This window comes from Bordetella sp. N (assembly GCF_001433395.1).
In the GTDB taxonomy this organism is placed as follows: domain Bacteria; phylum Pseudomonadota; class Gammaproteobacteria; order Burkholderiales; family Burkholderiaceae_B; genus Bordetella_C.
The window spans coordinates 4,025,061-4,040,228 of the sequence record NZ_CP013111.1 but is presented as its reverse complement, the minus strand read 5'-3'; the positions used below and the strand labels follow the sequence as shown (position 1 = coordinate 4,040,228).

General features: G+C 65.3%; 16 protein-coding genes. 14 read left to right on the top strand and 2 right to left on the bottom strand.

The window, feature by feature from the left end; all coding sequences use genetic code 11:
* Position 1: 1 nt before the first annotated feature.
* A complete protein-coding gene (locus ASB57_RS17230; protein WP_057656223.1) occupies positions 2-958 on the top strand; it encodes a LysR substrate-binding domain-containing protein in 957 nt (318 codons plus the stop codon).
* Here the strand turns inward: ASB57_RS17230 and ASB57_RS17225 are convergent.
* Positions 955-2,532, bottom strand: a complete 1,578-nt coding sequence (locus tag ASB57_RS17225; protein ID WP_057653333.1) for a PLP-dependent aminotransferase family protein — start codon at positions 2,530-2,532, stop codon at positions 955-957. The two genes, ASB57_RS17230 and ASB57_RS17225, sit on opposite strands and share 4 nt — an antisense overlap.
* Positions 2,533-2,544: 12 nt before the next feature.
* Between ASB57_RS17225 and ASB57_RS17220 the strand changes: the two genes are divergently transcribed.
* The 8 genes from ASB57_RS17220 to ASB57_RS17190 all read left to right on the top strand — a co-directional run bounded on the left by ASB57_RS17220 (position 2,545) and on the right by ASB57_RS17190 (position 7,873).
* Positions 2,545-3,288, top strand: coding sequence for an FMN-dependent NADH-azoreductase (locus tag ASB57_RS17220; protein WP_369822705.1), 744 nt, complete (start codon positions 2,545-2,547; stop codon positions 3,286-3,288).
* Between the two features lie 93 nt (positions 3,289-3,381).
* Positions 3,382-3,957, top strand: coding sequence for a hypothetical protein (locus tag ASB57_RS17215; protein WP_057653331.1), 576 nt, complete (start codon positions 3,382-3,384; stop codon positions 3,955-3,957).
* 85 nt (positions 3,958-4,042) lie between these two features.
* The gene (locus ASB57_RS17210; protein ID WP_057653330.1) at positions 4,043-4,333 is read left to right on the top strand and encodes a hypothetical protein; all 291 of its coding nucleotides are present in this window, start codon (positions 4,043-4,045) and stop codon (positions 4,331-4,333) included.
* A 38-nt stretch (positions 4,334-4,371) separates the two neighbouring features.
* A complete protein-coding gene (locus ASB57_RS17205; protein ID WP_057653329.1) occupies positions 4,372-4,938 on the top strand; it encodes a lysozyme inhibitor LprI family protein in 567 nt (188 codons plus the stop codon).
* Positions 4,932-5,060, top strand: a complete 129-nt coding sequence (locus ASB57_RS31745) for a hypothetical protein (RefSeq protein ID WP_255361972.1) — start codon at positions 4,932-4,934, stop codon at positions 5,058-5,060. The genes ASB57_RS17205 and ASB57_RS31745 overlap by 7 nt, the downstream gene beginning before the upstream one ends.
* Positions 5,061-5,239: 179 nt before the next feature.
* Positions 5,240-5,983 carry an SDR family NAD(P)-dependent oxidoreductase gene (locus ASB57_RS17200; protein ID WP_057653328.1) on the top strand — a complete coding sequence of 248 codons (744 nt, stop codon included), beginning with the start codon at positions 5,240-5,242 and terminating at the stop codon, positions 5,981-5,983.
* A 113-nt stretch (positions 5,984-6,096) separates the two neighbouring features.
* Complete coding sequence (locus ASB57_RS17195) at positions 6,097-6,423, top strand: nuclear transport factor 2 family protein (RefSeq protein WP_057653327.1); 327 nt, start codon at positions 6,097-6,099, stop codon at positions 6,421-6,423.
* Positions 6,424-6,763: 340 nt separating this feature from the next.
* Complete coding sequence (locus tag ASB57_RS17190) at positions 6,764-7,873, top strand: HPP family protein (protein ID WP_057653326.1); 1,110 nt, start codon at positions 6,764-6,766, stop codon at positions 7,871-7,873.
* Here ASB57_RS17190 and ASB57_RS17185 read toward each other — a convergent pair whose 3' ends face one another.
* The gene (locus ASB57_RS17185) at positions 7,874-8,851 is read right to left on the bottom strand and encodes a helix-turn-helix transcriptional regulator (RefSeq protein ID WP_057653325.1); all 978 of its coding nucleotides are present in this window, start codon (positions 8,849-8,851) and stop codon (positions 7,874-7,876) included.
* A gap of 91 nt (positions 8,852-8,942) precedes the next feature.
* Between ASB57_RS17185 and ASB57_RS17180 the strand changes: the two genes are divergently transcribed.
* The 5 genes from ASB57_RS17180 to ASB57_RS17160 all read left to right on the top strand — a co-directional run bounded on the left by ASB57_RS17180 (position 8,943) and on the right by ASB57_RS17160 (position 15,168).
* Entirely contained in the window at positions 8,943-11,276 is a 2,334-nt protein-coding gene (locus ASB57_RS17180) for a TonB-dependent siderophore receptor (RefSeq protein WP_231755176.1), read from the top strand.
* 84 nt (positions 11,277-11,360) lie between these two features.
* A complete protein-coding gene (locus ASB57_RS17175) occupies positions 11,361-12,701 on the top strand; it encodes a hypothetical protein (protein ID WP_057653324.1) in 1,341 nt (446 codons plus the stop codon).
* Between the two features lie 26 nt (positions 12,702-12,727).
* A complete protein-coding gene (locus ASB57_RS17170) occupies positions 12,728-13,354 on the top strand; it encodes a hypothetical protein (RefSeq protein ID WP_057653323.1) in 627 nt (208 codons plus the stop codon).
* A gap of 108 nt (positions 13,355-13,462) precedes the next feature.
* Positions 13,463-14,407: a hypothetical protein gene (locus tag ASB57_RS17165; protein ID WP_057653322.1), complete on the top strand. Its 945-nt coding sequence runs from the start codon at positions 13,463-13,465 to the stop codon at positions 14,405-14,407.
* 65 nt (positions 14,408-14,472) lie between these two features.
* Positions 14,473-15,168, top strand: coding sequence for a TetR/AcrR family transcriptional regulator (locus tag ASB57_RS17160; protein WP_057653321.1), 696 nt, complete (start codon positions 14,473-14,475; stop codon positions 15,166-15,168).

Sequence of the window (15,168 nt, the reverse complement as noted above, 5' to 3'; positions counted from 1 at the left end):
CATGCCGCTCACCGACGACATTTCTTCTCGCACTCCGCCACTGGCCGCCCTGCGTGCCTTCGAGGCCGTCGCTCGCCTGGGCAGCCTCAGCCGTGCGGCGGTTGAGTTGAATGTGACCAAGAGCGCGGTGAGCCATCAACTGCGTGGCCTGGAAGCCGAACTCGGTACACCCTTGCTCCGCCGCGGCGGCACGGTAAGGCGCGCTGAGCCGACCGAAGCGGGCGCCGCCCTGCTGGCATCGGTGCAACAGGCCTTGACCCTCTTGCAGGGCGCCTGCCGGGAGGTCCGCATGCGCGCGCGCGGCCGCCGCCTGCACCGTTTGAACCTGTCGGCCAACCCATCGCTGGCGGCCCTGTGGCTGGCCCCCCGCATCGGCCGCTTCGCCGAACTGCATCCCGACATCGAAATCCAGGTGCATCTGCATGCCAGCCAGGAGCCGGCCTGGCAGGCGCAGGACATCGACATGGCCCTGCTGCACGTCCAGCCGGGCGGTCCGCGCGATTCAGTGGCCGGCGACATCCTGTTGATGACCGAAACCGTGGTGCCCGTCTGCCACCCGGACCTGGTGCCGCCTGACCGCCGTGATGACCCCAGCGTTTTTCTGGAGCATCGCTGGCTGGAAGAGCGTCACGTCGACAGTCCTGAAACCGACTGGGATACGTGGCGCGTGCGCCTTGGCCTGGGCGACAAGCAGTCGCAGGCCCCGCTGATGTTGAGCGGCATGGCCACCATCGTGTCGGCGGCGGGCGCGGGCGTGGGCATCGCGCTGGGCCGTGCGCCGCTGGTGGACGAAGCCTTGGAAAGCGGCCGCCTGGTCGCCTTGATGCCGGACCTGCGGTTGAACGGTTCCTGGGGTTATGTGATGCGCGTGCGGCCGAACCGGGCCATCGATACGGCGCTGCCGGCTTTGGTGGAGTTCCTGTTGGATGAGGGCGGCGAGCGCTCCACCCAGTCCTAAGGCATCAGCGCCCGGATCTTGCGCGCCAAGGCCTCGGCTTGCGCCTCGCTCTCCACGTTGGTGAAGCTTACCAACAAGCCTTGTCCATTCTCGGGCGTCTTGCTGTACCACTGCGAAAGCGTCTGCGCGTACATGCCGTGTTCCAGCATGCGTGCCACCAGTGCGTGATCGCTCTGGCCGGCGTGCAACCGCAATAGCAGATGCATGCCGCCGGGCTGCGGTTCGACATGCATGCGGTCGCCCAGGATGCGTACCAGACCCGCGGCGCAGGCCGCGCGGCGTTGGGCATACAGGCGGCGCATCCGCTGGATATGGCGCACGAAATGGCCTTCGACCATGAAGGCCTGCGTCACTGCCTGGGTGAGCCAGGGCACGCCCCCGGCGGTCACGCGCGCCACGTCTTCGAAACGCGCGCACAACTCACGCGGAACCACCAGATACGCCAGGCGGATGCTGGGGAACATCACTTTGCTGAACGTGCCGGAATACAGCACGCGGCCACCGCGATCCAGGCTTTTCAATGCAGGCAAGGGCCGGCTCACGTAGCGGTATTCGCCGTCGTAATCGTCTTCGAAGATCCAGGCTGAATGCTGCTCCGCCCATTCCAGCAGGGCCTGGCGTCGTGGCAGCGACAGGGAAACGCTTAGTGGGCTTTGATGTGCCGGCGTCACGACTGCCAGTTTTGCGTCGGCGTCCAGAGCGATGCCGCTTTCCACATCCAGCCCGTCTTCGTCCACCGGGACTGGGATTGCAGGGATGTCGAGTTGAGCGAGCAGTGCCCGCGTCGGCGGATAACCCGGATCCTCCACCCACGCATGGTCGCCCGCTTGCAGCAAGGCATGCACGGCCAGCTGCATGCTGGCGTTGTAGCCTGACGTCACGAAGACCTGCTCCGGGCCGCAGGCTATGCCGCGCGCCATATGCAGATAGGCGGCGATAGCCTGGCGCAGGCTCGCCAGACCGCCGGGTGCCGGATAGGCAAGGTCCGGCGGCTGGGCCGCACGCAGATGACGTGCGCCAAGACGCGCCCAGATCTTGCGCGGAAAGGCGTCCAGCGCCGGCAGGCCCATTTGGAAGGGCGGCACTGCCGGCATGTCGATGACGCGGCCTGTTGATGTGAGACTCGGTCTGACGTGATTGCTGGCGGGCGGAATTACGCGGTCGGATGTGATGTGGTTGCTGGATGACGGAGTTACGCGGTCCATCGGCGCGTCTGCCGAACCGATGCAGGAGTACACGAGCGCTGGAACGGGGCCTTCTGCCTGGGAAGATGACGAGCCGCCCGTATCCGTCCGGGCCGGCGTCGCCGGCCGCATTTGCAGGCCAGGCGTCACGATGGTCCCGGCCTGTCCGCGTGCTTGCACATACCCTTCGGCCGCCAACAAGGAATAAGCCAGTTCCACCGTCCCGCGCGCCACGCCCATTTCCTTGGCCAGCGCCCGCGCCGAGGGGATGCGGTCGCCGGGCTTGACCGTACCCGCCGCGATGGCACCACGGAAGCGATCGTAGATCTGCCTATATAGATGAGCGTCGTCCGTCGTCTCGGCAGGCGGCAGGGAAGGGGAAACTTTCATGGCCTAGTCCATATGCGATTTTATGGTTCTTTGGATTATGTCATGCGGCTTCTACTATTCCGTTGCCGCCCCGTCAGCCAGCATGACGGCAACCTTTATAAGCAAAGCCCGGAAGGAACCCTTCGCATGAACATCCTGCGTATCAGCTGCAGCCCCCGTGGCCCGGAAGCGGAAAGCTTCCGCCTGTCGCAATATCTGGTCGACACCCTGTGCGCCGCGCATGGCACCAGCACGGTGACCGAATGCGATGTGTCCGCGCTGGCGCATCCCGATGCCGCTTACGCCGATACGCTAGGCGGGCGTGCGCCTTCGACGGCGGCCGGAGCCGAACGCGGCGCTCTCGACCGCTCGGCGGCATTAATCGGCCAGTTGCAGGCGGCGGACTGCGTGGTCATCGCCACGCCCATGCATAACTACACCGTGCCGTCGGGTCTGAAGGCGTGGATTGATCATGTGGTGCGGATCGGTGTGACGTTCGATGGGACGCCGCAGGGGAAAATCGGCCGCTTGCCGGACCGCCCCGTATATATCGCTATTTCTTCGGGCGGACAGTTCTCCGGCGACCTCGCGCGCCAGCCGGATTTCCTGACGCCTTATTTGCGGGCGGTGCTGGAGACTATCGGTTTGAAGAGCGTTAGTTTTTATTCCGTGGAGGGGACTGTGCGCGGCGCTCAGGCCTTGGCCGAGGCGCATGAACGGGCCAATGCGGCGATTTCGGCGGATCTCGCTTCGGTAGTGGCGGCGCGCAGCGCCTAGGCTGTAGAAGCTAGAACTCCGATTAATCCAAGTGGATATTGGTATTGCGAGTTTTTGTGATTCGAACAGTTGGCCGCGCTACGGTTGGCAGCAATGATGCTTATCGAGTACTACCCTGACCAGCCGGACCAATGGAAGTCGCGCATGACCGTCGCAGGCCCGCTGCCCAATCGCGATGGCTGCCAGCAGATTTGGGAAATGATCCGCCGGTACATGGAAGACTCCCCCGAAAGCCTTCCCGAGGTCGAAGTGGTACCTGACTCACGCACTTGGGTCAGTGCGCTGATAGAGTCCGGACCGCTGTCGGGATATTTGTCCACTCCGGCGGAAATCGTCGCAAAACTGCGCGCCCGGAATTGGTGGCCCCCCATCAATCCGTTGAATATCCTGTATTGGATTGGCTGCTGGCCTTCGCCTCTTTCGGCGACGCTCTACGCGCGGTACCGACCGCGGCCCCAGCTACCGCCAGAATGGACCAAGGACGAAGCACCGCCGCCCGGCGAAACCAATCCATACCGGATCGTGCCAAGAAGCGCAGGCGAAGCGGCGGGTCGTAAAAAAGCGGCCTTGGTGCTCGGGATTACCTGCGGCCTTTGCAACCTGATCGGGATCACGTTTTACACGGCAGCCGTGATGCCCATATTGCTGGCCTTCTTCGGCAAGGGCTGACCCAACCGCAATTTGGGGGCATCGTGGCGACTTCTACTGAACGACGTAAAATGCCAGGCTTCCAGCTTCCACATGCTCTTCCATTATGAATCTTGAACGACTCCGTCGCGAATTTCCCGACTTTGACACTTCAACCCTGCCGCCCATACCCGAAGGGTATGTTGACGCATCCAGCTACATCGATGCGGCCCCTTCCTTCGAGAACGGAGAGCGCAGTTTGAAGGTGTATGTCGACTACGCCAACTATGCCGACCGCGAATCCGGCAGAAGCCAGCGCTACTGTGTTTCGCGCTATGACGAGGAAGCCGGCGACTTCGAGGACGTCGCCCTGTCGACTAACGATTGGGCCGAAGTCATGAGCTTCCTGAGCGCCTGAACGCCCTCAAGCGGATTCTCGCTATCATCCGCGGCACCATGCTGACCAAAAATAGACTCCCTGCCGCCTGCGCCGCCGTACTGTCCGTACTTTCCCTGACCGCCACGGCGGCGCCGGAGGCCGTGCCGTCGTTCGACTGTGCCAAGGCGAGCACGGGAGCAGAAAAAGCCATCTGCGCGAACCCGCAACTCGCGGCGCTCGATGCGAGCATCGCCAAGCGCTACAACGAAGCGCGCAAATCCCTGGACGCCATCACGGCCGAAGCGTTGTTGCGCGACCAGCGCTACTTCACCAAGGTGCGCGACGACGCCTTCGACAAGCCGTTCGACAAAGACAAGCCGATCGATGAACTCGCCAGCCGCCTGAAATACCGGGACGCCTTTCTCGCCTCGCTGGACTTGGCCGAACGCAAGGGCTTTACCGGCCGATGGCGCAACCTCTCCGGCGAGATCACGCTCTGGAAGAAGCCCGACGGCGACATCCTGTATGAAGGTTCGGCCGCTCAGCCACACGACGGCCGCTGGTCATGCAACGTGGAGGCCGCCGGCAAGGCCAAGGGCGAGCACTGCGGGTCAAGAGCGTCGACACCAAGAACTGGGTGCTGAACCTGCAACGCCAGGGTAATGGGCTGGTCGTCGAGGAACAGCGGCCCGGCGCGGGTTCATCGGGTCCGCCCTATTGCGGCAAGAACGGCACCTTGGCCGGTACGTTCTTCCCGATACGCTGAGCGACAGCCGAAATGCGTGTCCGCGGGTAGCGGCGGAACCGCCGTGCCCGGCATAAGGTCATCGCGAACACTCGGCGCAAGGCAAAAGCAGAAATAGGCAAGTTTCGAGGAATATTGGGTGAGTCCCCGACGATCGAAGGCCGTAGTCTCTCCTCACGCTATACGAACGGGAGAGCAGCATGAAAATTGTCATCGTGACCGGAAGCAGTCGCGGCATTGGGGCCAGCACCTCACTCGAATGCGCGCGGCGCGGCATGGGCGTGATCGTCACTTACAACAGCAATCCGGAAAAAGCCCAAGACGTGGTGAATGCCATCGCCGACATGGGCGGGAAGGCTGTCGCTCTGAAGCTGGATGTCGGCAACAGTCGCTCATTCCCCGATTTCCGCGACGCGGTTTCAGCAGAGTTGAACGCCTTATGGGACAGGAAGACGTTCGACTTCCTCGTCAACAACGCCGGGTACGGGCTCTACGCGCCGATTCACGACGTTAGCGAGGAGCAGTTCGATGGCCTGTTCAACGTCCATCTCAAAGGGCCGTTTTTCCTGACTCAGGCGCTGCTTCCGCTGATCGGAGACGGCGGCCACATCGTCAACGTTACCAGTGCGACCAGCCGCGTCGCCACCGCTGGCGTCGCGCCGTACGCAGCCTTCAAGGGCGGATTGCAGGTGTTGACGCGCTACATGGCCAAGGAATTCGGCGAGCGCCGGATCCGGGCGAATTCCGTCGCTCCCGGCGCGATCCGCACGGAACTGGGCGGTGGTCTGAACGATGAGTTCGAGGCCATGCTTGCCGGGCAGACAGCGCTTGGCCGGGTCGGTGAGCCGGACGAAGTCGGTGGCGTCATCGCCAGTCTGCTGTCCGAAGAGAACCGCTGGATCAACGCCCAGAACATCGAAGTGGCGGGCGGCTACGTCATCTGAAGACCGGAGACGCCACCATGCATTGTGACCCTCGCTACGACGCGGCTCAGGTTCGCGATCCCGATGGCTACCACTCCGCCGACACCACCATCGTCGACATGTAAGGACAACCTATGCAAAAGCTCGTAGATACATTCATCCGCGCCCTGAATGTCTTCGATATCGAAGGTGCGTTGACCCTCTTCGCGTCCGATGCTGTTATCGACGATGTTTCGGTAGGCGACGCATTCGTTGGCATCGAAGGAATTCGCCTTTATTTCAATCAATTTTTCGTTGGTTATAAAACCGTCAGCAAGCTGCTGTCGATCGAGCCATTGGGGGACGCCGAAGCGCTCGTACGCCTCGATTACACGGGCGACTTTGGTCACGAAACTGGCGCGCTCAAGATCAAGACCAACGCTAACGGCCTCATCGAACGCATCGATGCCGACCTCGAATAGCCGTCGTACCCACAGTGGGCGCGTGCAGGCGCGCCGATGCCGGGAACGGCTTCATGTCGAAGCCGCCGGTACAACCAGAGAAAATTTCCATGACCATGTCACCATCACTGCCTGACGAGGCCGCAGACAAGCTTGCGGTCGTCGATGCTCTCAATCGGCCTCATTAACCAGCACCTCGAAATCCCCTGCCTGGCGCTCGCGCTTTTGCGCCCAAAGCGCCCACCCCCCGAACGCCTTATTTGCTTCTCCCCGCACTATCCTCAATAATCCAGCGGCCCCTACGGGCAGAACTGCGAGGGCAGGCTTCATTCCCCCCACCTGCGCGGCAGTTCAGATCATTATGAATCCGCTGCTACCTCCTTCTTCCAAACCGCCCCCCCAAGGGCGGCTGCGTTTCTTCCACCCCATGCTCGCGGGCGCCACCGCGCGCGAGCGCTTCATCGGCTGCATAGGCGCGCTGGCCTGCATTGGGCTGACCGGCCTGATCTGCGCGGTGATGCTGGGCAACGGCCCGCAACTGCCCTTGCTGGTCGCCCCCATGGGCGCTTCGGCGGTGCTGCTGTTCGCCGTGCCCTCCAGCCCGTTGGCGCAGCCTTGGGCCATCATCGGCGGTAATACGCTCTCGGCCTTCGCGGGCTACGCTGCCGGACAGATCATTCCCAATCCCATCATGGCCGCGGGCGCCGCGGTGGCCTTCGGCATCGGCATCATGTCGATCGCCCGTTGCCTGCATCCGCCGGGCGGCGCCGCCGCGCTGACCGTGGCCCTGGGTGGCCCGGCCGTCGCCAAATGGGGCGCATTGTTCCCCCTGGTGCCGGTGGGATTGAACTCCTGCATCCTGGTGCTGCTGGGGATTTTCTTTCACAGGCTGACGCGCCGGCCCTATCCGCATCGGCCGGCCCCCGTCGTCAATCCCCATGGCACGACCGATCCGGCGCCCGCCGACCGGGTGGGGCCACGCCAGGAAGACGTCGATGCGGCACTTGCCAGACTGGGCACCACTTTCGACATCGCCCCCCAGGATCTGCAGCAACTGCTGCACGAAATCGAAGTGCAGGCGCTGGTGCGCACGCATGCCGATTTGCGCTGCGAGGACATCATGTCGCGCGACGTCATCTCCGTGCGTCCGGATGCCACGCCCGCTCATGCGCAGGCACTGCTGCTGGACCACGACATCCGCACGCTGCCGGTGCTGGATGAACATGGCCACCTGCTTGGCACGATAGGGCTGCGCGACCTGCTGCGCCCAGCCGTCACCGTGGCCGACATCCTGGCATCCGCGCAAACGGCGGATGCCGACCAGCCCGCCGCCACGCTGCTGCCGGTGCTCACCGATGGCCGCACCCATGCCGTCATCGTCACCGATGCCTCCGGCCGGGTCGCCGGCATCATCTCCCAGACCGACCTGCTCGGCACGCTAGGCCGCGCGCCCTTCAGCCGCGAGGCCTGATCAGGCCGCTTCAGCCTCCGCCGCCTGGCGCCAAAGGCCGGGCGGCACGCCATGGTGGTCGCGAAAGCTCTTGCTGAAATGGCTCAGGTTGGGAAAGCCCACACTGATCGCCGCGTCCGTCACGCTGGCGCCGCCGCGTAAAAGATCGGCCGCGGTGTCCAGCCGCAGCTTGCGCAGGTACGCATAGACCGACATGCCCGCCCTGCGCCGGAACGCCGCCTGCAGGCGCTTCTCCGGCAGTCCCACATGCTTGGCCAGGCTCGCGACCAGCCAGGGGTGGCCCAGATCCTGGCGCAAGGCCTGCTGCGCCTGATCCAGCTGCTGCATCGTCCGGGCGTCCAGGGCAACAGGCGTTGCGTCACGCGCGGCGATCAGGTCGGTGACCAGCGCCAACATGTCATAGACCCGCGCTCGCCGCCACAAGGCCTGGGCCTGCCGGGTACGGACCGGCGGCGCCAATATGCCGGTCGCCGCCGCCAGCAGGGCCGGCGGCGCCGCGCGCAGGGCCAGCATGCCGCCCTGGCTGGGCGGGCTGTAGTCGCGCGCCGGCGGCGTTTGCAGCCCTGCGGCCCATTCCAGCGCGCCATGCGCGCGCAGCGCCGCAGGCGTAAACCGCACATCCACCACGTGCACGTCAGTGCCGGCCGGCACGTGCGTCAGGCTGCCCAGAGGACCCGCATGCTCGAACAACACCAGATCGCCTGCCCGAGGGGTGGCCTGGGGGCCCTGGTCGAAGCCCACCTGACCGCCCGGCGATAGCCATATCTGCATGCCGAAGACCTCCGTCCCCGGCGACGGCAGCCACAGGCCGGACTCGGGGCGGCCCTTCAGCACGACCAGGCTGACACCTTCGTCGATGCGGTCGACCAATGCGATGGTGCGTTCCCAGTCGTCGGTGGCGGGAACCGTGGGCAATGTGTCGCGCCACCATTCGTGGGTCAGACGCGGCGCGCTGTACAGGCTTGGGGGAGGGAGCATGGGACTGGCGAAAAAACCGTTGCGTGGACCGGAATCCGTTCATGGCGGCCGCGAATCCGTCAGCGCGGCCAAAAGAATTCTGTAATGATTCGTGTCCGAATTAGCAATCATTATCGTTTATTTCTTCTCAGTGTTGGGGATCCTGGTGGCCGAGCAATATCCTGAATTCATCCGCGAGTCCGCACTCGCTCTTGCTGGCGGCCAAGGCCGGACCGCTTGGACGCCGACCTATGCGCGGCACGCAATGGTCGTGGCGCTGGCGGGAATGGCCGTCTGGGCCGGCGCCGTACAGGCGCAAACCGCCACGCCGGACACCAGCCACAGCACCACGCTGCCCGTGGTGACGGTGCAGGGCGCGGGCGCCGCCTCGGCCACGCTGGGTGACGCCTACGCCGCCACGCGCAGCCGCTCGGCCACCAAGTCGGATACCGCCATCCTGGACACGCCGCAGACCATCAACGTGGTGACGCGCACCGAAATGGACCGCCAGGGCTCGAACTCCGTCGTCCAGGCCCTGCGCTACACGCCCGGCGTGGTGGGACAGTACGCCGACACCGATGTTCGGTATGACTGGCTGACGGTGCGTGGCTTCACGCCACAGCGCTATCTGGATGGCCTGGTGCTGCCTTTCGGCATCCGGGGCTATGCGCAGCCGCGCATCGAAGCCTATGGCCTGGAGCGTATCGAGGTCCTGAAGGGGCCGTCGTCCGGCCTGTACGGCCAAAGCGGCCCGGGCGGCATCCTGGCCATGACCAGCAAGCGGCCGACCGAAGAACGCCTGAACGAAATCGGCCTGCAGACCGGCAGCTACGGACGCGCGCAGACCAGCTTCGATTTCTCTGGTCCGGCGGATGAAGAGGGCAAATTCCTGTACCGGATCACCGGCGTGGGCTTGAAATCCGACACGCAGTACGACTACATCGACGACAAGCGCGCCTTCATCGCGCCCAGCTTCACGTGGAAGCTGTCGCCGGACACGCAGCTGAATATCTCGGCGCAGTACCAGCACATCGAATCCAACGGTGGCGGCGGCGCGCCGGTGCTGCCCTATATCGGCACCGCGGAAGCCAGCTCCAAGGGACGGATTCCCCGCGACCGCTATGTGGGCGACCCGGACTACGACCGCTACACGAACCGCCAGACCTTGCTGGGCTATACGCTGGATCACCGCGCCAACGATGTGTGGTCGTTCCGCCAAACCGCGCGGGTCAGCAATGTCGACTCCAACTCGCGGCGCACCCAGATCGGCCTGATGGCCACCGACACGCAGGCCGTGCGCTACGCCTGGGCCTTCCCCGAAAAAGCCCGTGCCTTCCAGATCGACAACCAGGCCAACGCGCGTTTCAAGCTGGGTGAGTCGGAGCACAACCTGACCTTGGGCTTCGATTACCTCAAGGAGCAGTCGCGCTTCGTGGAAAGCCAGCTGCAGATCCTGACCTCGGGTCGGAGCTACGCGCTGTTCGATCTGTACAACCCGGACTACGGCAATCTGGATCTGCACGCGCCCCCCGATGCCACCATCATCAACCAGCGACGCGACCAGGTCGGCATCTATGCCCAGGACCAGGCCGATTTCGGCAAGCTGCGCCTGACCGTGGCGGGCCGGCAGGACTGGACCACCACGCATACCGACACCTGGCTTGCCAGCGGCACGGATACCGGCGTGGACGCGCATGCGAATCGCTTCACCGGCCGGGTCGCCGCCGCGTATCGCTTCGACGAAGGCGTGACGCCGTACCTCAGCTACTCCACGTCCTTCCAGCCGGTCGCCGGCACCACGCGCACCGGGGCCACCTTGAAGCCCACCACGGGCGAGCAGTACGAAGCCGGCGTCAAGTTCCAGCCCGCGGGCACCGAAAGCCTGTACACGGCGTCGCTGTTCCAGATCGTGCAAGACAATGTCAGCGCACCCGATCCCGTCAACACCAGCTACAGCGTGCAGACCGGCCAGGTGCGTATCCAGGGCCTGGAGCTCGAAGCCAAGGCGCGCCTGGCGCGGGGCCTGGACCTGACGGCGTCGTATGCCTATTCCGACAGCGAAATCACCAAGACCAACGCCGCCGATACGACAGGGCAGGTGGGCAACCGCATGATCTTCGTGCCCAAGCATCAAGCCGCGATGTGGTTGGACTACACCTTGCAGCAAGGGCCGCTGGCTGGCCTGGGCATGGGCGCCGGCGTGCGCTATCGCAGCGGCGTCTATGGCGACCTGAACAATACGCATGAGCTGAAAGGCGTCACCTTGGTGGACGCGGCGTTGCGCTACGACCTGGGCCGCATGACGCAAACGCTGCGCGGCGCCGACATATCGCTCAACGTGTCCAACCTGTTCGACCGCAAGTACGTGGTCAATTGCCCCGGTCCTACCGCTTGCTACTGGGGCAATGAACGCACGGTCCTGGCCAACCTGCGCTACCGCTGGTAATCCCCCTCCGCGCCGTCGGCTGCCTATGCTAGATTGGCGCAAGGCCACGTCCAGCGATGACGAGGCAGCCGTCGCGGAGGATGGATGGAGCCCTGCATCGAGGCCGCGGCCCGCGCCCTGGCCGCGGGCGATCCCCTTAGTGCCCTGAACCGCGTGGCCTTGCGTGACGATGCCGCCGCGCTGGCCTTGCGCGGCATTGCCATGGCGCAGATGGGCGATATGGACCGCGCCCGTGCCCTGGTGCGCCGCGCGGCGCGTGCCTTCAGTCCCAAGGCGTCCTTGGCGCGGGCACGCTGCCGGCTGGTCGAAGCGGAGATCGCACTGGCGACGCGCAAGCTGGCCGGACTGGGACAGATCCTCGACGACGCGTGCGCGCTTTTCGAGAGCCATGGCGACCGTGCAAATGCCATCTACGCAAGATTGCTGCAGGCGCGCCACCGCCTGCTGACAGGCGCAATCGAGCAGGCGCGTGTCGACCTGCTGGCGGTCGATCCCGTTTCCTTATCCCCCGCGCTGCAGGCGCTCCATGCCTTGCTGCAGGCCGGCATCGCGCTGCGGCAAATGCGGGCCCAGTCCGCGCGCCTGGCGCTGAATCGCGCGGCGAGCGCGGCCAGCAAGTCCGGCATCGCTGCCCTGAGCGCCGAAGTGGAGGCGCAGCGGCAGATCCTTGCCGCAACTGCCGCATGCCTGAACACGAACGGCGTCACTCGTCCGGTGTCGCTGGACGAGGTGGAGACGCTGTTGAATGCGCGGACCGTGGTCATCGACGGTTGCCGCCACGTGGTCCAGGCCGGCAACGTGGTGGTGACGCTGGCCCGCCGTCCCATGCTTTTCGCGCTGGCGCGCGCGCTGGGCGAAGCGTGGCCGGGTGACGTGCCGCGTGCCGTGCTGGTGCGGCGCGTCTTTCGGGGCAAGGCCGCCGACGACAGCTACCGGGCCCGCCTGCGCGTGGAGATCGGCCGTCTGCGCGCCGCGCTGCGGCCGCTGGCCGGCGTCCGCGCAACCGCCGCGGGTTATGTGCTGGATCCGGGGCCGACGCATGTCCGCGCCGTTCCATCAGCGATGGCCTCGTCGGCCACGACGCCGGTTCCGCCATCGCCTGTCCATGCTTCCTTGGGCGCGCCGTCCGCCGGGCGCGAGCCGCGGTCGGCTTACGCCGTGGCGGTGCTGACACCTGCCGTCGAAACCCCCAATGACGCCGTCCTCGCCTTGCTGGCCGACGGCGAGGCCTGGTCCAGCTCCGCGCTTGCGTTGGCGCTAGGCGTCAGTCAACGTACCTTGCAGCGAGCGCTGGATACCCTGGCCACGCAGGGCAGGGTCCGTCCGCTGGGCCGGGGCCGCGCCAGACGCTGGACCGCACCGCTACCGTCCGATATCGCGACAAACTTTTTACTCACGGACGCACCCGCGGCCCCCGTAGCATGAACTCACGCACACCAAGGAGCGAGCACATGAAACGATCCACCGCTGAAATCACTCGTGAGTACGGTCCCATGCCCGGCGTTACCGCCGTGCATGGCCTGACCTACGACGGCCACCACGTCTGGTTCGCCTCGGGCGAACACCTGCACGCGCTCGATCCGGATAGCGGACAGACCGTGCGCACACTGGATGTGCCTGCGTCCGCCGGCACGGCCTTCGATGGCCGTCACCTGTATCAGATCGCCGATGAAAACATCCGCAAGATCGACCCCCAATCCGGCGAGGTCCTGAGCTCCATTCCCGCGCCCGCCGGCGCGTCCGGCATGGCCTGGGCCGAAGGCGTCTTGTGGATAGGCCTCTACCAGAACCGCAAGATACTGCAGGTCGATCCCGCCAACGGCAAGGTACTGCGCACCCTGGATTGCGATCGCCACGTGACTGGCGTGAGCTGGGTCGACAAGCAGTTGTGGCACGGCACCTGGGAAGACGACCACAGCGAACTGCGCCGCATCGATCCCACGACCGGCGCGGTACAGGTCAGCTTGCAGATGCCGGACGGCGCGCACGTCTCCGGCCTGGAGTCCGACGGCGCCGACCTGTTCTACTGCGGCGGCGGCAACAGCGGCAAGATCCGCGTGGTGCGCCGACCCGCCTGATCCCCTCGAAACGCGCCCGCTATCCGGGTTTTCACCGGGCTTGTTAGCAGCGGAAAGCCGGTGCTAGCATCGCCATGTGACCATGTGGTCACATTTTGGGCGTTTACCATGACCATAGGCGTTGCGGCGTTCGGAGACCACGCCGGCGCGGCCGTGTATGACGCGGTGCTGGGCGCGGAGTTGCTGGGACGAGGCGCCATTGGCGGTTTCGCCGTCCTGGCCGTGCTCGATGCGGCTGGCGTGGTGCAATACCGCGTCACGCAAAGGGGCGGGGTCACCGCGCTGGACATGCCCGCGGCGTGGCGCGACGCGCGCGTGGCCGCGATCATTTCCAGCGGTCCCGATCGCCCCGAACCCTTAACGCAATTCCTTGCCGGCGCCGATGGCGTGGGCCTGGTCACCGGTCATCGGCTGCCCAATCTTCCCGGTCACGATGGCGTGGCGCTGAATCGCGCGACGCTCGGCCGGCTGAGCCATTCAGGTTCAGCAGGCGCGCGCCAGACCCCTCAGCAAGCGGTCGACGCCGTTCTGCAAGCCCATGCCGAATCGGATGCGGGCCTGGTCGCCATCGATATCCATGGCCGGCTTGGCATGGCCAATAGCGCCCGCGTGCGCCGCCGCGACGACCTGGGTGAGTTCCAGCGGGTCACGCCCGCGGCCAGCCTTGGGTTGCTGCACAACTCCATCTACGCGCGCGGCGATCTGGCCGCGCAGCTGGGCGAACTGGCCTGGTCGCGCTTGCAGAGCAGCGCCGCCGGGCCTTCCTTCATTACCCTGCGACTACCCGTGCCGTTGACGCAGGCAGCCAAAGACTGCGTGCATGTGGACGCCCGGGGCGCCATCGTCGCCATTGAAACCGCCAACCCTGCGCTGACCGCGCTCGATCGCATCGGCACCGTGGTGTATCTGGCGACCGAGGTGCGGCGTGACGGCATCTTGCTGGGCAAGGCCGCGACGGAGTTGTACGTGCGTATCCACGCGGGGACGGCCTGGCCTGTGGATAACCCCGCGCAGAATATCTTGCTGATCCACTCTGACAGCAGCCCGGCGTGACAGAACAATGAACAAACAATGCGCAAGCGTTAAGCACGCATTCTGGCAGTCCCCAAGGAATCACCATGTCGCGGCGTGAGCAAACCGAACGGCAGATCATGCAGGCCCTGGAAGACCAGATCCGCGAAGCGGGCATGGCCGGTGTCGGCGTGAATGCCATCGCCAAACGGGCCGGCGTCAGCAAGGAATTGATCTACCGCTACTTCGACGGCCTGCCTGGTCTGTTGATGGCCTGGATGCGCGAACAGGATTACTGGACCGGCCGTTCGGAACTGTTGAAGGAGGGCGAGTCCAGCCCGCGCCCGCCCGCCGACTTGATCCTGGCCATGCTGCATGCACAGATCGAAGCGCTGGGCAGCAATGAAATCCTGCGCGAAATCCGGCGCTGGGAGCTGATCGAGAGCAACGAGGTGACGGCCCAGCTGGCGGGCCGGCGTGAGCGGGCGGCGCGCGCTTTCATCGATCGCGTCGACGGGCTTACCGACGAAGCCGACGTGCCGGCCCAGGTCAGCATCATGCTGGCCGGCGTGCTGTATCTGATGCTGCGCTCGAAGACGGAGAGCCACTTCCTGGGCGTGCCCTTGCGCACCAATGAAGGCTGGGCGCGTCTCTATGCGGCGCTGGAAGGCATGGTGGGGAATCTGCCAGAGAATCTGCGCGACACGCCGCTGGCTGACCTGGAAGCGGCGCGCGCACAGGCCGGTCCCGAGCCAAGTCCAGGCCGGGGCCAGGAACCAAACCCCGGCAGGGATGAGGCCTGA